The organism is Streptosporangium sp. NPDC050855 (genome assembly GCF_044456585.1).
Taxonomy (GTDB): domain Bacteria; phylum Actinomycetota; class Actinomycetes; order Streptosporangiales; family Streptosporangiaceae; genus Streptosporangium; species Streptosporangium longisporum.
In genome coordinates, this window is record NZ_JBITFY010000045.1 from 1 (window position 1) to 18,357 (window position 18,357).

At 71.4% G+C, this 18,357-nt stretch carries 20 protein-coding genes; 6 read left to right on the forward strand and 14 right to left on the reverse strand.

Annotation, left to right across the window (positions count from 1 at the left end):
• Positions 1 to 516 precede the first annotated feature (516 nt).
• Together ACIBCT_RS40065 and ACIBCT_RS40070 are read left to right on the forward strand one after the other, a co-directional pair.
• Complete coding sequence (locus ACIBCT_RS40065; RefSeq protein ID WP_399197282.1) at positions 517 to 741, forward strand: FitA-like ribbon-helix-helix domain-containing protein; 225 nt, start codon at positions 517 to 519, stop codon at positions 739 to 741.
• On the forward strand, positions 738 to 1,151 hold the full coding sequence (locus tag ACIBCT_RS40070) for a type II toxin-antitoxin system VapC family toxin (RefSeq protein ID WP_399197283.1): 414 nt from the start codon (positions 738 to 740) through the stop codon (positions 1,149 to 1,151). The genes ACIBCT_RS40065 and ACIBCT_RS40070 overlap by 4 nt, the downstream gene beginning before the upstream one ends.
• Here ACIBCT_RS40070 and ACIBCT_RS40075 read toward each other — a convergent pair.
• The 5 genes from ACIBCT_RS40075 to ACIBCT_RS40095 all read right to left on the reverse strand — a co-directional run bounded on the left by ACIBCT_RS40075 (position 1,130) and on the right by ACIBCT_RS40095 (position 5,463).
• On the reverse strand, positions 1,130 to 1,285 hold the full coding sequence (locus ACIBCT_RS40075; RefSeq protein WP_399197284.1) for a hypothetical protein: 156 nt from the start codon (positions 1,283 to 1,285) through the stop codon (positions 1,130 to 1,132). The two genes, ACIBCT_RS40070 and ACIBCT_RS40075, sit on opposite strands and share 22 nt — an antisense overlap.
• Before the next feature lie 116 nt (positions 1,286 to 1,401).
• Entirely contained in the window at positions 1,402 to 2,085 is a 684-nt protein-coding gene (locus ACIBCT_RS40080) for a hypothetical protein (RefSeq protein WP_399197285.1), read from the reverse strand.
• Entirely contained in the window at positions 2,082 to 2,657 is a 576-nt protein-coding gene (locus ACIBCT_RS40085) for an RNA polymerase sigma factor (RefSeq protein ID WP_399197286.1), read from the reverse strand. Before ACIBCT_RS40085 ends, ACIBCT_RS40080 begins: the two co-directional genes overlap by 4 nt.
• A 254-nt stretch (positions 2,658 to 2,911) precedes the next feature.
• Positions 2,912 to 4,537 (reverse strand): L-glutamate gamma-semialdehyde dehydrogenase, encoded by a 1,626-nt coding sequence (gene pruA / locus ACIBCT_RS40090; RefSeq protein ID WP_399197287.1) that lies wholly within the window; start codon positions 4,535 to 4,537, stop codon positions 2,912 to 2,914.
• Complete coding sequence (locus tag ACIBCT_RS40095; protein ID WP_399197288.1) at positions 4,537 to 5,463, reverse strand: proline dehydrogenase family protein; 927 nt, start codon at positions 5,461 to 5,463, stop codon at positions 4,537 to 4,539. The genes pruA and ACIBCT_RS40095 overlap by 1 nt, the downstream gene beginning before the upstream one ends.
• A gap of 76 nt (positions 5,464 to 5,539) precedes the next feature.
• Between ACIBCT_RS40095 and ACIBCT_RS40100 the strand changes: the two genes are divergently transcribed.
• Positions 5,540 to 6,643 carry a PucR family transcriptional regulator gene (locus ACIBCT_RS40100; RefSeq protein ID WP_399197289.1) on the forward strand — a complete coding sequence of 368 codons (1,104 nt, stop codon included), beginning with the start codon at positions 5,540 to 5,542 and terminating at the stop codon, positions 6,641 to 6,643.
• 110 nt (positions 6,644 to 6,753) lie between these two features.
• Here ACIBCT_RS40100 and ACIBCT_RS40105 read toward each other — a convergent pair whose 3' ends face one another.
• From ACIBCT_RS40105 to ACIBCT_RS40120, 4 genes are all read right to left on the reverse strand, one after another.
• Complete coding sequence (locus ACIBCT_RS40105) at positions 6,754 to 7,557, reverse strand: glycoside hydrolase family 16 protein (RefSeq protein WP_399197291.1); 804 nt, start codon at positions 7,555 to 7,557, stop codon at positions 6,754 to 6,756.
• A gap of 224 nt (positions 7,558 to 7,781) precedes the next feature.
• The gene (locus ACIBCT_RS40110; RefSeq protein WP_399197292.1) at positions 7,782 to 8,951 is read right to left on the reverse strand and encodes a glycosyltransferase; all 1,170 of its coding nucleotides are present in this window, start codon (positions 8,949 to 8,951) and stop codon (positions 7,782 to 7,784) included.
• A gap of 139 nt (positions 8,952 to 9,090) precedes the next feature.
• Positions 9,091 to 10,194 (reverse strand): anti-sigma factor RsbA family regulatory protein, encoded by a 1,104-nt coding sequence (locus tag ACIBCT_RS40115; protein ID WP_399197293.1) that lies wholly within the window; start codon positions 10,192 to 10,194, stop codon positions 9,091 to 9,093.
• A 141-nt stretch (positions 10,195 to 10,335) separates the two neighbouring features.
• Entirely contained in the window at positions 10,336 to 12,198 is a 1,863-nt protein-coding gene (locus ACIBCT_RS40120; RefSeq protein ID WP_399197294.1) for a SpoIIE family protein phosphatase, read from the reverse strand.
• 125 nt (positions 12,199 to 12,323) lie between these two features.
• Between ACIBCT_RS40120 and ACIBCT_RS40125 the strand changes: the two genes are divergently transcribed.
• A complete protein-coding gene (locus ACIBCT_RS40125) occupies positions 12,324 to 13,100 on the forward strand; it encodes an ANTAR domain-containing response regulator (RefSeq protein ID WP_399197295.1) in 777 nt (258 codons plus the stop codon).
• A 35-nt stretch (positions 13,101 to 13,135) separates the two neighbouring features.
• Here the strand turns inward: ACIBCT_RS40125 and ACIBCT_RS40130 are convergent, their stop codons facing one another.
• On the reverse strand, positions 13,136 to 13,531 hold the full coding sequence (locus ACIBCT_RS40130; RefSeq protein WP_399197296.1) for an STAS domain-containing protein: 396 nt from the start codon (positions 13,529 to 13,531) through the stop codon (positions 13,136 to 13,138).
• Positions 13,532 to 13,724: 193 nt separating this feature from the next.
• Here ACIBCT_RS40130 and ACIBCT_RS40135 point away from each other — a divergent pair, with 193 nt between their 5' ends.
• Together ACIBCT_RS40135 and ACIBCT_RS40140 are read left to right on the forward strand one after the other, a co-directional pair.
• Positions 13,725 to 14,501, forward strand: a complete 777-nt coding sequence (locus tag ACIBCT_RS40135) for a SigB/SigF/SigG family RNA polymerase sigma factor (protein WP_344903930.1) — start codon at positions 13,725 to 13,727, stop codon at positions 14,499 to 14,501.
• 74 nt (positions 14,502 to 14,575) lie between these two features.
• Positions 14,576 to 15,076: an ATP-binding protein gene (locus ACIBCT_RS40140; RefSeq protein ID WP_399197297.1), complete on the forward strand. Its 501-nt coding sequence runs from the start codon at positions 14,576 to 14,578 to the stop codon at positions 15,074 to 15,076.
• A gap of 673 nt (positions 15,077 to 15,749) precedes the next feature.
• Here the strand turns inward: ACIBCT_RS40140 and ACIBCT_RS40145 are convergent.
• From ACIBCT_RS40145 to ACIBCT_RS40160, 4 genes are all read right to left on the reverse strand, one after another.
• Entirely contained in the window at positions 15,750 to 15,944 is a 195-nt protein-coding gene (locus ACIBCT_RS40145; protein WP_344903924.1) for a hypothetical protein, read from the reverse strand.
• Positions 15,945 to 15,946: 2 nt separating this feature from the next.
• Positions 15,947 to 16,735 carry a hypothetical protein gene (locus ACIBCT_RS40150; RefSeq protein ID WP_399197298.1) on the reverse strand — a complete coding sequence of 263 codons (789 nt, stop codon included), beginning with the start codon at positions 16,733 to 16,735 and terminating at the stop codon, positions 15,947 to 15,949.
• A gap of 5 nt (positions 16,736 to 16,740) precedes the next feature.
• On the reverse strand, positions 16,741 to 17,373 hold the full coding sequence (locus ACIBCT_RS40155) for a hypothetical protein (RefSeq protein ID WP_399197299.1): 633 nt from the start codon (positions 17,371 to 17,373) through the stop codon (positions 16,741 to 16,743).
• Positions 17,374 to 17,675: 302 nt separating this feature from the next.
• The gene (locus ACIBCT_RS40160; protein ID WP_399197300.1) at positions 17,676 to 18,122 is read right to left on the reverse strand and encodes a hypothetical protein; all 447 of its coding nucleotides are present in this window, start codon (positions 18,120 to 18,122) and stop codon (positions 17,676 to 17,678) included.
• Positions 18,123 to 18,357: the final 235 nt, after the last annotated feature.

An 18,357-nucleotide genomic window follows, 5' to 3' on the forward strand; every position in this document is an offset into this window, starting at 1 on the left:
TCCCACGGCTTTAGCCGCGCCACCCGCCACCCCTCTCACCATCGCTACAGCGAGAGATCAAAGCACAGCAGAACTCATTCTGTTAGGCGCTCTTAACCATTCCTCGGGTCTGCAAGGCTGGAAGGGGCACCGCAGGTACTTCGCACGCGTCGGTCAGACGTCTCGTCGCCGGTGACCGGTGGGGCGCAGCGCCAGAAAATCGCGGGCGGGCCATGTCTTCGCCGTTGACCTCCCCTCCGGCCCCACCTGGTCGGACGCCCTGCTGTCGCTGCTGGTGGCGACCGACACCTTCGAGGGATTTCTGCACGAGCTGACCGTGGCCCCTGCGGCCGGGTGGGCGGCTACGACCTCTACAACCCCCGCCCCACTCGTGTACGGCCCCTTGACGGTCGATGAGAAGGACGCGTCCTTCGGGTGCTGCGCCGGAAGCCGATATGGATCCGAGGACCGGTCTGAACAGTGAGGCCGCCTCGCCATTCCGATGTGAGCATGCAATCTGCATGCTATAGTGCATGCATGTCGATCATACAGATTCGAGATGTTCCTGAGGAGACCGAACGGACGCTGAAGATGCGGGCCGAGCGTGAGGGCAAGTCGTTGACGGCGTATGTGCGTGAACTGCTCAACGAGGAGGCGGCCACCCCGACGCTGGACGAGGTGATGGCCAGGATCGCCGCTGACGAGCCGGTGCCGTACGATCCCGACTTCGTCCGCGAGACGCTGCGTGAGGGACGCCGGTGAGCCTGGTCGTCGACGCCTCGATCGTCTTCCGCCTGCTGGCCAACGTGAAGGGCGACGACCTGCTCCGCCAGCGATTGGCCCGCAGACTGCACGCCCCCGCGCTGATCGACGTGGAGATCGCCTCCGTGGTGCGCGGGCATGTGATCACCAGCAAGCCGGAGGTACGCATCTCGGAAGAGCGGGCCCAGATCATGCTGGAGCGCTACGCCCAGCTCAAGATCGTCCGCCATCCCATGCCGTCCCTGCAACGGCGAGTGCTGGAACTGCGCGACAACCTCACCGCCTATGACGGCATGTACGTGGCCCTCGCCGAGCTGCTGGGCGTGCCGCTGATCACCGACGACGCCAAGTTCGCCGGCTCGACCGGGCACCGGGCGGAGATCCACCGCTACCCGCCACCACCGAGGTAGATCCTCTCGAAGCCCATCGACGACGGGGTGGTGTTCGCGGCCCGGCCACCCGGCAACGGCGACCCGGCGGAGACGGGCCGGGACATCGCCGCGCAGAGGTCGTGCACGTGCGGCCATGAAGCGGTGTCGTGCATCTTGCCTCAGCGAGGGAGGCGGGGTCACATGGGGCACCTTGTTTCGGGCCGATCATCGACGTCCGGCCACCGTGCCGTACGGCCCACGGAAGCCCCGTACGGCAGGGTGAGTGGGATCAGTGGCCGGGTGGAGGTGTGGCGTCGCCGATGCCGAACGCTGATGTATCGTCGACCACCTGACAGGGCTTGATCGGTCCGTCTGTCAACCGGCCGCCGAACTGCCAGGCGACCCCCGGACGGTCCACGGTGGGTTCCACCGGGTTCTCCATGATTTCGATCATCACGGTCTGGCCGGGCTTGATGTACCGAGGGTAGATCGTGATGCCGTCCTCCGGACGGATGGCCTTGGAAGAGGCCAAGTTGGTCATTCGCTTCCTGGTCCTCGCCTGTACGACGGGATCCGTGCTCGACAGATCCTCCACGCTCACACCGGCGTCGTCGCCCTTGACGAAGGGCGCGCGGACGTTCCCGCAGCGCTTGCCGAGCGGCAGATAGGTGATGTCGGCGAGCACGCCCAACTCCGCCAGGTCCGTCTCGACCTGTTGCGAGTTCCGGAACTCGTTGATCTTGAGGTTGATCGACCCGTCTGTGTTCTTCGTCAACGCGTAGGCAGGAGGCTCCGATCCGGTCGCCAGCGGTACGACGATCGCCGTGGCCACCGCGATCGCCGCGACTCCGGCCCCGGCCGCGAACCGACGGCCGACCATTCGGCGCGGGGCCGGGGCGCGCCCCTGTGACGCCCGCGCAGCGATCTCCGTCTTGAGCTCCGCGAGCAACCCCTCTTCGAAAGTACTTTTCACTTCGTTCCTTCCATCACGGGTATGACACCGGCAACCTGCTGGACGGAGCGCCTGGCCCGGTGCAGCCTCACGCGGGCGGTGCCCTGCCGGATGCCGAGTACGGCGGCGGCCTCGGCGGGACTGAGGCCGTCGACGGCCACCAGTTCCAGGAGAGCCCGGTCTTTCTCAGGTAGTACGGCCATCGCCTCAAGGGCCCGGCGGGCCGGAGACTCGGCATCGATCCGTTCTTCCAGGCGTGCCACATCGTCGCTTTCGAGCAGCCGATGCCCCGAAATCCGGCGGGTCGCGCGCAACTCGCGTGCCGAGCGTCGTCGCTCGGCCAGAAGGGTGTTGCGCGCCACGCCGTACAGCCAGGCGATCTCGCTGCCCAGGTCCGGCCGGTAGGTGTGCGCCGAGTCGAGCACGGCGAGAAACACCTCGGCCGTCAGGTCGGCCACGGCGTGCGGGTCTTCCGCCCGCCGGGCCAGAAACCGGGTCACGGCGTCGAAGTGACGTCGGTAGAAGACTTCGAATGCCTCGGGGTCATGGGCGATGTTCGCCAGCCCCGTCTGTCTGAGGCGCACCAGCGTCACTCCCTTTGTCGTGCGTCCGAACACGCCCCTACTTGGACGAAGCACGACCAACCGTTACGCGTATCGCTCCGGTTGCAAAAGACGCCGACCCGCACTGTCGGCCCCGTCAGCGGGCGGGATGAGCGGCACCGTGGTCGACAACACCGATGCCCGGGCCTCTGATTCGAGACCCGGGCATCGCTTTGCCGCGAGGTAGTTACTGGGGAAAGCCCAGCGACGTGAGGCCGGACCGCTGCCGGCCGCTTCGTGAGACGTCACCCCATGTGCGGGTAACGGTGATCAGTTGGCGGGACGAACGTCTCCTTGATCGTGCGGGCGTTGACCCAGCGGATCAGGTTGAGGATCGACCCGGCCTTGTCGTTGGTGCCCGAGGAGCGGGCGCCACCGAAGGGCTGCTGGCCGACGACCGCGCCGGTCGGCTTGTCGTTGACGTAGAAGTTGCCCGCCGCGAACCGCAGCCGCTCCGACGCCTGGGTGATCGCGTGACGGTCCCGGGCGATGATCGAGCCGGTCAGCGCGTACGGCGAGGCGTCGTTCACCCCGTCCATGACCTTCTCGAAGTCCGCGTCGTCGTAGACGTGCACCCCGAGGATCGGCCCGAAGTACTCCTTGACGAAGATCTCGTCGGTGGGGTCGGACGACCGCAGGATCGTCGGCCGCACGAAGTAGCCGGTGGAGTCGTCGTAGGAGCCGGTCAGCACGTCGATCGAGTCGAGCGAGCGGGCCCGGTCGATGGCCTCCCTGTGCTTGGCGAACGCGCGCGCGTCGATGACCGCGCCCATGAACGTCGACAGGTCCGCGGCCACGTCCCCCACGGTCAGCGACTCGGCGGTGCTCACCAGGTCGTCGCGGATCACCGACCACAGCGAGCGCGGCACGTACGCGCGCGAGGCCGCCGAGCACTTCTGCCCCTGGTACTCGAACGCGCCGCGGACCAGCGCGGTGACCAGCACGGCCGGGTCGGCCGAGGGGTGGGCCAGCACGAAGTCCTTGCCGCCGGTCTCGCCGACCAGCCGCGGGTAGGACCGGTAGGAGGTGATGTTGGCGCCGACCGTGGACCACAGGTGCTGGAACGTCGCGGTGGAGCCGGTGAAGTGGATGCCCGCCAGGTCCGGGTGAACGGTGGCGACCTCCGAGACGGCCTTGCCGTTGCCGGTCACCATGTTGATGACGCCCGGCGGCAGCCCGGCCTCCTCCAGCAGGCGCATGGTGAAGTGCGCGGCGAACTGCTGGGTGGGGGAGGGCTTCCAGACGACCACGTTGCCCATCAGGGCCGGGGCCGAGGGCAGGTTCGCGGCGATGGCGGTGAAGTTGAACGGCGTGATCGCCAGGACGAAGCCCTCCAGCGGCCGGTACTCCATCCGGTTCCACACCCCGGGAGAGGAGAGCGGCTGGTCGCTCTGGAGGCGGCGCGCGAAGTCCACGTTGAAGCGCAGGAAGTCGATCAGCTCGCAGGCGGCGTCGATCTCCGCCTGCTGCGCGGACTTGGACTGCCCCAGGATCGTCGCGGCGTTCAGCGTCTGCCGGTACGGCCCGGCCAGCAGGTCGGCGGCGCGCAGGAAGATCGCGGCCCGCTCGTCGAAGGGCAGGGCCCGCCAGGACGGTGCCGCCCGCAGGGCCGCGTCGATCGCCGCCCGCACGTCGGCGGCCTCGGCGTCGGCGGTGCGGCCCAGCACCGAGGCGTGGTTGTGCGGCTGCACCACGTCGATCGAGGCGCCGGCGGCCATCCGCCGCTCACCGCCGATCGTCATCGTCAGGTCCGGTTGCGCCCCGGACAGCTCCTTGACGCGGGCCTCCAGCGCGGCACGCTCGGCGCTGCCGGGCGCGTAGCCGAGCACCGGCTCGTTGACCGGGGCGGGAACGGTGGAGATGGCATCCATCACTTGCCTCCAAGGGCACGCAGAAAGAAGGCGATGTTCGCCGGGCGCTCGGCCAGCCGGCGCATGAAGTAGCCGTACCAGTCGTCGCCGTAGGGGACGTAGACGCGCACGGTGTGACCGGCTCCGGCCAGGGCCCGCTGCTTGTCGGCCCTGATCCCGTACAGCATCTGGTACTCGTAGTCGCCGATCGCCCGGGCGAACCGGTCGGCGAGGGTCTCGGTGATGGAGATCAGCCGGTCGTCGTGCGTGGCCACCATCGGGTAGCCCGCACCCGACATCAGGATGCGCAGGCAGCGCACGTAGGCCAGGTCGACCTCGGTCCTGCTCTGGTGCGCCACCGAGGCCGGTTCGGCGTAGGCGCCCTTGACCAGGCGGACCCGGGAGCCCGCATGCGCCAGGTCGCGGCAGTCGGCCTCGCTGCGGAACAGGTAGGACTGCACGGCGACGCCGACGGAGGGGAAGTCCTCGCGCAGGGCCCGCAGCGTCTCCAGGGTGGAGTCGACCGTGGTGTGGTCCTCCATGTCCAGGGTCACGGTCGCCCCGCAGGCGCGGGCGGCCTCGCAGACGTGCCGCGCGTTCTCCGTCGCGATCTTGGCACCGTCGGCCCCGAGGGCTTGGCCGACCGCCGAGAGCTTCACCGACACCTCGGCGCGGTCGCCGAGGTCCAGCTCGGTCAGGGCGCCGAGCAGCGTGACGTACGCCCCGGCCGTCCGGGCGGCGGCGTCGGAGTCCCGCGTCTCCTCGCCCAGATGGTCGACGGTGACGGTCAGGCCGGCGGCCGTCAGGCCGCGGATCGCCTCGACCGCGTCGGCGGGCGTCTCGCCCGCGACGAAGCGGTCGACGACCTTGCGGGTCACCGGCACGCCGGAGACCGCGCGCCGTACCAGGGGTGACCGGGAGGCACCGAGAAGCAGGGAACCGAGCATGTCCCCACCCTAGAACCCGCCCCCGACCGGCGGTCATGTGCATCTGCCACGACCGCCGACGGGAGTGTTCATACAGATGTACGACAATGGTCGGGTGCTGCAGGAGACGGTGGACGAGATCGCCGCGAGGCTCGGCGCGTCCGCGACCCTGGAGGACCGCTCCTTCCAGCTCCTGGCGTACGCGGCGCAGAGCGGCGACATCGACGTGGTGCGCCGGGAGTCCATCCTCCGGCGCCGCGCCACGGACCAGGTGCGGGCCTACTTCGAGGGGTACGGCATCGCCGTCGCCCCCGGGCCCGTGCGGATCCCGGCCGACGCCGCCCTGGGGGTGCTCGCCCGGGTCTGCGTGCCGCTGCGGCACCACCGGGTGACCTACGGCTACCTGTGGCTCCTCGACGACGGCACGCTCGGCGACGACGCCCTCGCCTCCGTCGCCGACCTGGTCTCCCGGGCCGCCGCCGTCCTCGCCCAGGAGGCCCGCAGCCGCCAGGACCTGGGCGCCGGGCTGCGCGAGCTGTTCTCCTCCGACGCCGAGGAGCGCTCCCGGGCCCTGGCCCGGCTGGACGTGCGCGGCCCGGTCGCGGCGATCGCCGTGCGCGGCTCACCGGACCGGGTCGCGGCCCTGTGGACGCTGCCGCGCGGCGTGCTGGCCGACCCGGCCTTCCCGGGCAGGGACGGCGGGGACCGGCAGGGGGAGCCGCTGGCCGCCCTGCTGGTCCCGGCGGGCCAGGCACGGGAGCTGGCCGCCAGGGTCCAGGGCATGTACGGCACGACGGCGGGTCTCGGCGGTCCCCGCGAGGAGGCCGCGCGGGCCTGGCGGAGCTGGGACGAGGCCGTGCACGCCCTCGACGTCGCCACCAGGGTGCCCGCGCTGGCGCCCGTGGCCGCCTGGCCGGACCTGGGCGTCTACCGGATGCTCACCCGGATGTCCCGGGACCGGCTGCGGGAGCTGGCCGGGGAGACCGGCCGGCTGGCCGAGGACCCGGAGCTCGCCAGGACCGTGGAGGGCTACCTGGACCGGGCCGGTCACGCCCAGGAGACCGCGGCCGCCCTCGGCGTGCACCGCCAGACGCTCTACTACCGGCTGGCCAAGGCCGAGCGGCTCACCGGCCGCGACCTGGCCGACGGCCAGGAACGCCTGCTGGTCCACCTCGCCCTCAAGGCGGGCCACCTGCTCTGAGGACGCGCTCCCGGGCGGCCCCCCCCGCGGTCCCGTGTCCCGCGTCCCGCGGCCCGTCCGTGCCCGGACGGCTCGACGGGCCCGCCTCGCGGGCGGTCCCCCGCGGGCCGTCAGACGTTCGCCCGGTAGATCTTCACCCAGTCCACGTACATGCTGACCGTCGGGGGAGTGGAGCGGTTGCGGCACGGCGACCACTGGTTGCACGTCACGTCGTTCTGGAGCGTCAGGTGCATGGAACGGCTCCTGGGCACGTTCGGCCCCCGGTAGTCCCACACCTTCCTGCCGTCCAGCCAGAACGTCAGCCGTCCGGGCAGCCAGTCGACCGCCACCGTGTGCCAGCGGGTGAAGTCGGCCCGCATCTGCCGCTGCGCCTGGGGCCGCTCGCCGCGGTGCACGAAGATCCCGCCCGACCTGCGCGACGGGTCGATGATCTCGGCGAAGTCGACCTCCGCGTACTCCCCGCCGCCCTGGTCGGACGGCCATAGCAGGGCCACCGGCGTGTACCCGGCGCCGCGCTCGGCGCGCAGCCGCACCTCCCAGCGCCCGTAGCGCTGCGCGGTACGGGTCGCGATGCCCCCCGACAGGTCCCGGCCACCGTAGAAGCCTCCCTTGAGCCGCAGGGCACCGCCGCTCACGGTCGAGGCCCGGCCGGTACGCGGGTTGGTCCCGGCGCCGGGGGAGTGGTAGACGACCCACCGGCGGCCGTCGACCCGGCTGCCGTCGAAGTTCTCCACCAGGACCGGGGCGCCCCAGGAGCGGGTGCCGGACGTGCCCGTCCCACCGGCGGAGACGGCACCGGCGGGCGTGCCCGGTGCGGCGGCGAGGGCCGCCCCCGCGGACGCGTGCGCCGGGGGCAGGGCGGAGAGCGCCAGCGTTGCGGCCAGGACGCCCAGGAACGTGCCACGAATCGACATGGGCCCATCAAAGCAACGATTGCACTCCAGTAACAGAGGTATCGCGATTTCGCATCCGTCCCTCACCTTTCCCGTACGGAGGCAAAGGCCGTCGCCGAAGAGGGCGGAACGCGTCGAAGGCCCGCCGCCGAGGAGGGCGGAACGAAGAAGACCGGGGACCCCGTCGGGGTCCCCGGTCTCGATGCCGGTCGGCGGCGCCGCACCGGGCGCCGCGGGCGGTACGGCTAGTGGGCGGCGGCGGCGCCGGACAGGGCCGTCTCGTACACGTGGACGAGCTCCTGGCTGATCCGCTCCCACGAGTAGCGGGACCGGGCGCGGTCGGCGCCGGCGAAGCCGAGCGCGGTACGCCGGGTCGGGTCGGCGAGCAGCTCGCGGGTCAGGCGGGAGGTCTGCGCCGGGCGGTCGGCGGGCACCAGCAGGCCGGTCACCCCGTCCACCACGGAGTCGAGGTGGGCGCCCACCGCCGAGGCGATGACGGGCACGCCGCAGGCCATGGCCTCCAGCGCGACGACCCCGGCCGGGGCCTCCCTGGGCAGCGAGAACACCACGTCGGCGCTGCGCATCAGCTTCGCCACCGAGGTGTGCGGGACGTGGCCGAGCACGGTGATCCGGTCCTCGACGCCGATCTCCTTGGCCAGCAGCATCATGCGGTGCGCGTCGGCGTCGTGCTCCAGCTCCGTGGCCGCGGGCCCACCGGCGATGATCAGCTCGGCGTCCGGGACGCCCTCCAGGGCGCGGATCGCGGTGTGCACGCCCTTGTCGGCCGCGAGCGGGCCGACGTGCAGCAGGCGGGGACGGGTGCCGCGGGCGGCGGAGGGGCCCTGGCGGCGGAACCGCTCGACGTCGACACCGCACGGGATGACCGAGATGTTGCGGCGCGGCACGCCCAGGCGGATCAGCGAGGTCTCCTCGTCACCGCACCCGGCGATCACCGCGCTGGCGCGGCGGCCGATGGCCCGCTGCACGCGTACCTTCTTGGCGTCCTTGGCGTCGCGGGAGCTCTCACTGCTGAAGGTCTGGGTGAACGGGACGTTGAGCCCGTTCGCACCGGCGATGGCGGCCAGCCCGCCGGTCCAGGAGTGGGCGTGGATCACGTCCGGGCGGTCCTGGCCCCAGCGGTCCATCAGCTGGTCGCCGAGGTCCGACAGGTAGGGAAGGACGCCGTCCTCCGGCAGGTTCTCGGCCGGACCGGCGGTGAGGTGCTCCAGCGTGACGCCCTGCGACACGCGCACCCGGGACTTGTCCGAGTCGGAGTTGCGGCGGGTGTAGATGGTGACCTTGTGCTCGCGGCCGAGCTCACGGGCCACTGCCATCAGGTGAGCGCGCTGGGCTGCGAGGTCGGACTCGTCCTGGGTGGAGGAGAGAGCCTCGGAGGAGACGAATGCAATGTTCACGGCACACCTCTGGGAGGAGATAGGCATGGAAAGCCTGTAATTCCTTCAGGGGTGCCTGCGTCTTAGGCACACGTCTGTATGGGGACAACCATACCCTGAACGGCGCCGAAGCCAAACCCTTCTACCCAGAAGGAAGCGTTCAATACTTCCGGCTCTGCCTGGACTCCTCGGCCCTGGCGCTCGGGACGCGCAGCTGGACCACGCATCCGCCCAGGTCATGGTGGATGTCGAGACGGTCGCACAGCTGGCGGGCGATCCACATCCCGTCCCCGGAATCGGCCGCGGGGCCGATCGCCGAACCGGCCACCGCGCCGGTCGCCGACCCGGCGGGACCGGTCCCGGAGGCGGCGGAAGGGGCCGAGGGGCCGGCCGAGAAGGCGGCCGCGGGACCGGCGGGGGACCCCGGCGGACGGAGACCCGCCACCGGGTCGCAGATCCGCCCGCCCCTGCGGTCGAGCTGGCAGACGATCGCGCCCAGCCGCTCCCAGAGCCGTACCGTCACCGGCGGCCCCAGCGCGGCCGCCACCTCGTGGGCGGCGACCGCCAGCAGGGCCGCGCGGTCACGGTTCAACCCCAGGAACGACGCCTGGCCGCTGACGAACGTCCGCAGGGCGTGCAGCGTCTCCACCCGCGCCACGGCCGAGTCCGCGGGCGGCTGCGGGAGCGGGACCGCGTCGCACTCGGCGATGAAGGCCGCGGGGTCGGCGTACTCGGGACAGGGCACGGCCACGGCGCCGTCCTCGCAGAGCCACGGATGGGTGCGCCGGGCCGCGGCCAGCACCCCGGAGGCGGCTGTCCTGGCGTCGTACGGGCAGATCATCCAGATGTTGGTGCCGCGCAGCAGCAGGTTCAGAGCGGCCTCCATGCGCTGCCAGGCCCGCACGTCGGCCGGTGCCCGGCCGGTCCACACCGGCTCGGCGAGGATCCGCACGTGTCCGCCCCGCGGGGCCTCGGGCCCGCGCCGCTGCCAGTAGCGGTGGAAGGCGGTGGCACGCTCCACGGTGCGCCGGCCCAGGAACGCGGTCTCGGCGTAGTCCACCAGGCGGCCGTCCCGGCCCAGGGCGTCCGCGAGGAGCTCCAGGTTGGCCGGGGTGGTGGTGACCATCACCGGGTCGCCCTGGGCCAGCCCGTCCCGGACGAAGGGCAGCGCGACCGCCAGGAAACGCTCGTCGGAGTCGTGGATCGCGGCCTGGTGCGCGAAGGACCCGGCGGCATGGACCGCGGCCCGGTGAACGGAGGTCATGAAGGCCGCCCCACTCCCTCGTACGCGGTCCGGCCACCGGCGGGCCCTGGTCACCGGGCCGGACGCGGGCTCCCGCCCGGCCGGTCGTGCCCGAGGGGCACGTCCGCCGGTCACGCCGCCGATCATGCCCCGCCGGTCACGCTATACGACACGAAAGGCGAGTATCACGATCTCATCCCATACCCGCCCGCCGGAGAACGCGTGCCGGTCCTCCTCCACGGTCTTGACGACCGTGGCCGGGCTCTGCGCCACGCAGCGCGCCAGCACGTCGGCCAGCCTGGTCTCGCCGTAGGACTCGCCCACCTCGTTCTGCGAGGCGACCAGCCCGTCCGAGTAGAACACCAGGGTCTGGCCCGAGGTCAGGGTGAGCTCCTCGGTGAACATCTCGGCCTCCGGGGCGATGCCCAGCGGCACGCCGCCCCCCGCGGTGAACCGCACCCCGCCGTCGGGCTGCAGCAGCGCGGCGGGATGGTGGCCCGCGCTGGCCAGCCTGATCCTGCGCGCCCGGATGAACCCGGTCACGGCCATCACGAACATGCCGTTGTTCTGGGCGGTCAGGGCCTGGTTCAGCTTGCGCATCACCTCGCCCGGGTCGGACTCCCAGACGCTGAGCACGCGCAGGCCGTTGCGGACCATGGCGCTGACCGACGCGGCCTCCTCGCCCTTGCCCGCGGCGCCGCCCAGGGCGAACCCCCACCCGTCCTTGGACGGGAAGACGTCGTAGAACTCGGCGCCGACCGGGCTGGACCCCGCGTTGTAGATCGCCGCCGCCTCGAACCCGGGGATGTCCGGCAGGCTCCGCGGCACCACGCTGGTACGCAGCGCGTCGGCCGCCCGCGAGCGGGTCTGGAAGCTGCGCCGGGCCCGCACCGCGAGCCCCAGGTGGGCGCCGATCTCCTCCATCAGGCCGAGATCGGCCAGCGTGAACGGCTCGCGGTCGCGCAGCCGCACCAGGGTCAGCGAGCCCAGCACGTCACCCCCGCCGCCGCCGATCGGCACGATCAGCACCGAGGCGGCGCCCATCACCCGCAGCAGCGGAGGCCCGCCCGGCACGTCGCCGAGCAGCCCGTCGTCCTCCAGCATCTCGTGCACCACGCCGGAGCCGCCGGTCAGCACGTGCGCGACGCCCGGCGCGGTCAGCGGGTTCATCTGCTCGGCCAGGCGGACCAGCTGGGTCACCGGCCGGTCGCTCGGGCCGAGCACGCAGGCCCGCTTGGGCATGCCGTCCCGGATCATGTCGGCGAAGACCCAGTCGGCCCACTCGGCGGCCAGCAGCCGCGCGGCCCTGGTGACCGTCACCGGCTGGCGCAGGCTCTCCTCGTCCAGCAGCAGCCGGGTCATCCTGGACAGCAGCTCCTGCCGGCGTGCCGCGGCCATCACCAGGACGGCGTCGGAGCGGTCGGCCGGGCCCGGGGGAGGGCCCGGCACCTGGGCCTCCAGCGGGAGGATCATGACCGCGACCATCTCCTGCGGCTCGCCCGGCATCGTCAGGCGGGTCACGGCCAGCTGCACCGTGTGCGCCCGGCCCTGGTGGGCCAGGCGCGTCTGCAGGGTCGCGGTCTGGCCGCCCTGCTGCACCGCGGTCAGGTGCGAGCGGAACGCCGCCCGCCGGGAGACGTCCACGAAGAGCGGGAACGAGCGGCCGATCAGGTACCCGGCCGGGCTGCCCAGCATCCGGGAGGTCTCGGCGCTGATCCGCCGGACCACTCCCGAGGCGTCCAGCACCACCACCGGGATGGGGAAGGTGCGGAACACCTGCCGCAGCAGCTTGAGTTCCCGCTGGGACCCGCTCTCGCGTTCACCGGAGCGTTTGGGCGCCTTGCGCAGCTCGCGCACGGAGGCGTCCAGCAGCTCACGCGCGGTGTCGAGCTCGGCGAGCGCCGCGTCGAGTGTGGACCTGGGGTCCGCGGGGTAGGCGGACTTCGCCTCACGCAGGGAGGAGACCCTGGCGGTCAGGGCGCTCAGCGCCTGCTCCAGGGTCTGAAGGCCAATACCGTCGGTCAATGGTCGTCCTCGTCAGGGGGCGGGGATGGGGCGTTATCCCGTCGTAGACGGTACGCCACTCGAGGCCGGATCGGCGCGTGGCCGGGTAGTGGTTAGGTTGGTGGCACAGGAAAGGGGGCCCGCGGATGGACATGGTCACTCCCGTCCTCGCCAGGGACCTGGCGGTCCTCGGCAGGGTCAGCGAGGAGACGTCCAGCGAGAGCGTGCTGCGCGGGCTCACGGCCACCCTCGCGGGCGGCGTGCCCGGCTGCGCGGGCGGTTCCGCCGAGCTGTGGCGCGAGGAACGGGTGGTCGTCTCGGCCTCCCACAGCGAGCTCGTCGTGCTCGCCGACAGCGAGGAGCGGCTCGGTGAGGGGCCCTCGTCCGAGGCCCGCGCCACCGGGCGCCACGTGATCGTCCAGGACGTCCTGCGCGAGTCCCGCTGGCCGGGCTACGTCGCCATGGCCGTCCGCTGCGGCGTCCGCTCGATCCTGACGATGCCGATCACCGTCGAGCGCGCCGTCCTGGTCCTGGGCATGTACGGCGTGCGGCCCGGGGTCTTCGCCGCCAGGAACGTCCCGCCGCTGGCCGACATGCTCGCCGAGCAGGTGGGCGTCGCCCTGGCCAACATGTGGGACTACGACGAGGTGCGCACCGACGCCGCGCAGATGCAGGAGGCGCTCGCCGGCCGGGCGATCATCGACCAGGCCAAGGGCATCATCATGAAGTCCAGCGGCTGCTCGGCCGAGGCCGCCTTCGACGAGCTGCGCCGCATCTCCCAGCACCACCAGGTGAAGGTCGCCGACCTGGCCCGGCTGCTGGTGGACGAGCACCAGCGCAACCGCGAGGCCAGGACAGGAGCCCCGGAGGGCTCCGCGGGGGGTTCCACGAAGGGCTTCACGGAGGGCTTCACGGGGAGCTGAGGCGCGGCCGGCCCGGCCCCGGGGGCCCGATGCCCCTAGCGGTCACCGGCCCCCGGGGAGTCGCCGAAGGCCGCCAGGGCGTCCTCGACCGTGTCGTACAGCGGCAGTCGCTGGGCCAGGCCGGTGATCCACATCACCTTGGTCTTGGCGTACTCCACCCCGATGAGGGCGAACTTCGCGCCCGCGGTGGTGCTGACCTGCCAGTGGTGGACGATGAGCCCCAGCGCGCGCGAGTCCATGAAGGTCACGCCGCTCAGGTCGATCGCCATGTCCGGGCCGTGCTCGCCCGACTCCGCCGCCAGGTAGTCGGCGAACTGGTCTCTCGTCGTCGCGTCCAGCAGACCCGTCACGTGGATCACGTTGATCCCACCGACGACCGCCGACGTGAGAGTCAGGGCCGCCGATCTCTCGCCGTTCTCCGACACCGTCACTCAGGGCCTCCTCGCCATTCGATTAGCAACCTTACTGTTACCTGCGAGCGAGTAATACTCCGGGATTCATGGCAATAATGGAAGCAGAGGTCCAGCAGAGGGCCTCGCCTCGAAACGTAGGTCGAGGCGATGCCGTCTGCCCGGATGTTGCTTCCGTGGTCGGCTCGCCCGACAGTAATACCAGGGAGCAGCAATGTCTGTTCAGGCACTCGAAATCACCGACATGACCGCCGAGGAACTCCTCGCCGAGATGTCGCTGCCTGAGATCTCCGAGTACCGCGCCGAGCGCCTGCGTGAGCGCATCGTCGAGATGCACCGCCACCTCGCCATGGAGATCGCCCGCCGCTACCGCTACCGCGGCGAGCCGATGGAGGACCTCCTGCAGGCCGCGTACGTCGGTCTGATGAAGGCCATCAACGGCTTCGACCCGTCCCTGGGTCACCCCTTCCGCGGATACGCGGTGGTCACCATGACCGGTGAGGTCAAGCGCCACTTCCGCGACCGCACCTGGGCCATCCGCGTCCCCCGCGTCTTCCAGGAGCGCCGGGCCGAGCTGAACCGGCTGGTCGCCGACCTCAGCCAGGACCTCGGCCGCGCCCCCACGGTCAGCGAGCTGGCCGCCAAGATGAAGATCTCCGAAGAGGACGTCCTGCTCACCCTGGACGCCTCCGCCGCCTACAGCGCGCTCTCGCTGGACGCCCCCCTCGGCGCCGACGACGACGCCGCCGCGCTCGGTGACGTCATCCCCGACGAGGACGACGCCCTGGGCACCCTGGTGGACCGCGAGGCCGTCAAGCCGCTGATCGACAAGCTCCCGGCCCGGGAGAAGAACATCCTCCTGCTCCGCTTCTTCGGCAACATGACCCAGGCCGAGATCGCGGCCGAATTCGGGATCTCCCAGATGCACGTCTCCCGTATCCTGCGGAAGGTGCTCGATCAGCTCCGCGAGGAACTTGTCGCCGAATGCTGAATACATCGCCCGCTACAGGGCACCCCAGTCGGCGACAACGGACGTGGCGTAAGGTGCGTTTGAATGGATCCCGGATGCTGAGAACGAAGGCGGACTGGGACAGGGGAGGCGGGTCTCGGGTGAACGAGGACGGTGCTCGTCCGGCTCGCTTCATGGCGAGTGGCGACCGTTCCAGGATCCCTCCCGCCGGGGCAGCGGTGGCCGAGCTGGCCTTCTGCCTTCCCGACCTGCCCGACGTGCGCGACTTCGCCTCCGCCCAGGCGGTGCGGAGCGGAATGTCGCAGGAGAGCCTGGCCGACTTCCTGGTCGCGCTGAACGAGGTGGCCACGAACGCGGTCACCCATGGACACCCCACGGCCAAGGCCGTCCTGCGCATGTGGACGGTCGGCCGGGCCCTCGTCGTGGAGATCCACGACGAGGGCCGGTGGGACCCCGGCCCCGCGCCGGGTGAGACGCCCCCCGGGCCCCATGCCACCAGTGGCATGGGCCTGTGGGTGGCCCGGATGGTCAGCTCGGACATCAAGTTCGAGACCGGTGCCTCGGGCACCTTCATCACCATGACGTTCAAGATCTGACGACCTCCGCCGGCCCGCCGTCCCCCCGGCGGCCCGCACCACCGGTGGACACGAGGCCTCACCCGTCCGGCGCGCGCCCCGCCGGAACGAGGCACTGACATACCCAAGTACCCGAGGTACCGGCACCGACGATCGCCCGCCGACGTCCGTGGCCGATGATCCTTCCCGGCCGTGGGCCTCGCCCCGTACCGGCCTCTGTGCGCCCCGTACGGCACCGGTCCCGGCCTTTTTCTCCCCGGCATCGTCCCGGGGTCTCCGTTTCGCGTAGGGCCTCGTTCCGGCCTGCGTTTCGCGTACGGCCTTTTGGGGCGTCTCTTTCGCGTACGGCCCTGTCTCGCGCGGTGTCGCCGTGTGCGGCGCCACCCCGTGCCGGACGACCGGCTCCGGCTCGCGCCGTCCCTGAGCGCGCCACAGGCGCCGGAAGGCCCGTGATCGAGGACGTCGCGTCCCCGTCGCATCCGCCGTGAGGCACGTCGCGGCCGGTGGTCCGCGGCGGTCGATCCTTCGAGGGCGGCGGCGCGTCACGGTTCACCGGGTGGAACGGGAGAGGACCCCGGCCATGTGGCCGGGGTCCTCTCCCGTTCGTTCTGCGGTCGTGGCCTCGGGGCCGATCCTCCTGGTGCCGGAAGGCTCAGGAGCGGCGCTCCGAGGGCTCCGGAGGCTCGCCCCGGGATCAACGCCTGCGGCGCCAGCCCCCGCCCCCGCCACCGGTGCGCGGACCGGCCGAGCCGATCCCGGCCTGGTGGAGGGAAAGAAGCAGGAGCCCGAGCAGCAGGAAGAACGACCCGCCGAGTCCGGGGATCGCGACGTTGATCAGGTCGAGCAGGAGCCCGAGACCGAAAACGATGGCAGCGGCGATCGCAAGCATGATTACCTCGTCCCAGCAGTGATGTTCAGGAGTTGTTCGAGGGTCGCCCGGTAGTCGCGCAGGGCGGTCCGGAGATCCTCGGTGTCGTTCTTCTCGATGTTCTTCCAGCGTCCCTGGAGCTCGGAGGCCCGTGCCTCCAGCGCGCTGCGGAAGGAGCTCGTCACCTCGTCGAGGAGTGAGTCGGCACGCTCCACCGCCTGCCGAGGGTCGTCGACGAAGCTGGCCTGGACCTCCTGCCAGCGTCGCCGTATCCCCTCGGAGTCCTGGTCGAACAGGATCGGGGGCCCGGCGGCCGGTGTGACGGGCCGCTCGACGTCGGTGAAACCCGATCCCTCGTCGAGCACGTCGTCCGGCCTGCCCGCCGTGCTGTCGGGGAAACCGGCGCTGTCCGGCACCCGGTCGTGGGCCGTGGAGCCACCGGCCGGCGTGTCCGCGGCCTGGGCCCGGGGGAGCGTACCGGCGCGCCCGTCGCCGGGGTCGTCGTCCGGTACGTCGCGCCTGCCGGCGCTCAGCGGGGCGTCGTGGTCACTGACCAGGTCGTCACCGGAGGAGGCGCGCCGGTCGTCGCGCGGCCCGTCTCCGGTCACGTCGTGCGCGTCACCGGCACGGGAGTCCTCCCGCCGGGCCACGAGGGTGTCGTCCGGAGGCGTCTCCCGGGGCCTGGAACTCGCGTTCTGGGCGTGTCCGGAGGCGGCCGGGTCGTTCTCGCCGGGCCCGCCTACCGGGCGCTCGTCGTTCTGGTCCGCCTTGTGGACGAGGCGGTCGCCGTCCGGAGCCGATCGATCGTTCATCCGGATCACCGCTCCCCGGCGTCGCGTCGGGCGGTGTGGTCGTCGTCGGAGGCGGGGACGTCCGGAGCGGTCCGCCGGGTGTCCCGGTCACCGACGGCCGGGCTGGCCGGGGCGGCGAGCAGTTCCTCGAACAGGGCGCGGTAGTGCACCATGGCCTGCCGGAGCTCCTCGGTGGAGGCCTCCTTGCGGGCCGCCCGGCTGCTGATCTCGTGAGCCTCCCGGTAGTGGTCGAGGGTACGGCCGTGCGCGACCGACAGGTCGGAGAGCCGCTGCTCGAAGTTGTCCGTGGGGTAGCCGCGCTCGGCCATCACCGAGGTCACCAGATGGTCGGCCTCGGTCACCGCGAAACCGGGTGCGTCCACGAAACGCTCCTGGACCTCCATCCACTTCTTGCTGTAGATCTCCCGCGTCCCGGCGTCCAGGGCGCGGATGTCGAGGGAGCTGAAACGCTGTTCGCGGGCGATGAGCTCCTGCTCGGCCTCACGCCTGTTCTCACGTTCCTGCACGGTACGCTCGTATTCGGGGCCGAAACGGTCGCGAAGCCGGTGTCGGCGTTGCTGCTGCACGACGAAATAGCCGACTGCGGCGATCACTACCACCGCGACCACGACGACGGCCACCCAGACCACGGTGGACATGTCTGCCTCCGGTTGTGTAGGCGCTTGTTCCGGTGCGCTGCCCCAGGTACAGGGCTCGAAACCGGCCGCCGACATTTACGGATTCCCATGCCGTGGTCTATATGTGATGTTTTCTCATATTTTGTCGGTTGTTTAATCCCGTCTCGCCCGGCGTCCTGCCATTCCGGATCCGGTGGGGGTGTTTCACCTTCGTCGCGGTGGTCCGGTCCCGCGCCTTCGTGACGTGGTCTCCGAGGGTCCGGCCTCCTCCGGGGCCGCGCCTTGTCGCCCGTACCTCTCCCCGGAGGTGGGCGCCGCCCGCGTCATCCGCCGGTGTGCCGCTCCGCGTCGCCCTCGAGAGCCCGCCGAGCCTCGCCGAGCACCCTGGCGACCAGCCAGTCCCGCGGTGAGGCGGGCACCTCGGCGAACCCCCGGCCGGGCTCGTAGGACACGTCCAGCCCGCCCTCCACCAGCCGTCCGGCCCAGCGCAGCGCGGTGTTCAGCTTCTCGGCCGGAATGGCCCGCCCCTGGGCCACGGCCGACAGGTTCCGCAGGTTCGTCGCTGGCCCGGACTGGTTGTGCGAGCGGTCCAGCTTCCACGGGATGGCCCGCGAGTGGTCGAGCATCGGCTTCGAGAGGCCGGCGGCCCGCTTCGCCTGCAAGATCCCTGACTCGCTCACCCCGAACCGAGCGGCCAGCTCCGCGTTCGACAACCCCGTCCCGGCCAGCCGCCGGAGCTCCTCGGGGTCGATCAACGCCTTACGTCCCACCTGCCCGCCACCCTTCGCGATCGCCTGCCCCCGCGGGCGTCATCGTGTGCGCAAGCCCGCTGGATCTGCGCTAAGGTTATGACGTCCCGCCCGAGAGGGCGCAGGACGACCGGGACGTAGCGCAGCTTGGTAGCGCACTTGACTGGGGGACTCCCCGCAAGTGGTTCCAAGCAATCTGAGCACTTGGCCTCTGAGCTGCGAAAACACAACTGAAGATCGCCCACCAAGATCATCG

Bases quoted from the DNA above. Each gene is read 5' to 3' on its own strand.
- ACIBCT_RS40065 (WP_399197282.1), top strand. From the start codon at position 517: ATGTCGATCATACAGATTCGAGATGTTCCTGAGGAGACCGAACGGACG.
- ACIBCT_RS40075 (WP_399197284.1), bottom strand. From the start codon at position 1,285: ATGCACGACACCGCTTCATGGCCGCACGTGCACGACCTCTGCGCGGCG.
- pruA (WP_399197287.1), bottom strand. From the start codon at position 4,537: ATGGATGCCATCTCCACCGTTCCCGCCCCGGTCAACGAGCCGGTGCTC.
- ACIBCT_RS40095 (WP_399197288.1), bottom strand. From the start codon at position 5,463: ATGCTCGGTTCCCTGCTTCTCGGTGCCTCCCGGTCACCCCTGGTACGG.
- ACIBCT_RS40100 (WP_399197289.1), top strand. From the start codon at position 5,540: ATGTACGACAATGGTCGGGTGCTGCAGGAGACGGTGGACGAGATCGCC.
- ACIBCT_RS40105 (WP_399197291.1), bottom strand. From the start codon at position 7,557: ATGTCGATTCGTGGCACGTTCCTGGGCGTCCTGGCCGCAACGCTGGCG.
- ACIBCT_RS40115 (WP_399197293.1), bottom strand. From the start codon at position 10,194: ATGACCTCCGTTCACCGGGCCGCGGTCCATGCCGCCGGGTCCTTCGCG.
- ACIBCT_RS40125 (WP_399197295.1), top strand. From the start codon at position 12,324: ATGGACATGGTCACTCCCGTCCTCGCCAGGGACCTGGCGGTCCTCGGC.
- ACIBCT_RS40135 (WP_344903930.1), top strand. From the start codon at position 13,725: ATGTCTGTTCAGGCACTCGAAATCACCGACATGACCGCCGAGGAACTC.
- ACIBCT_RS40140 (WP_399197297.1), top strand. From the start codon at position 14,576: ATGCTGAGAACGAAGGCGGACTGGGACAGGGGAGGCGGGTCTCGGGTG.
- ACIBCT_RS40145 (WP_344903924.1), bottom strand. From the start codon at position 15,944: ATGCTTGCGATCGCCGCTGCCATCGTTTTCGGTCTCGGGCTCCTGCTC.
- ACIBCT_RS40150 (WP_399197298.1), bottom strand. From the start codon at position 16,735: ATGAACGATCGATCGGCTCCGGACGGCGACCGCCTCGTCCACAAGGCG.
- ACIBCT_RS40155 (WP_399197299.1), bottom strand. From the start codon at position 17,373: ATGTCCACCGTGGTCTGGGTGGCCGTCGTCGTGGTCGCGGTGGTAGTG.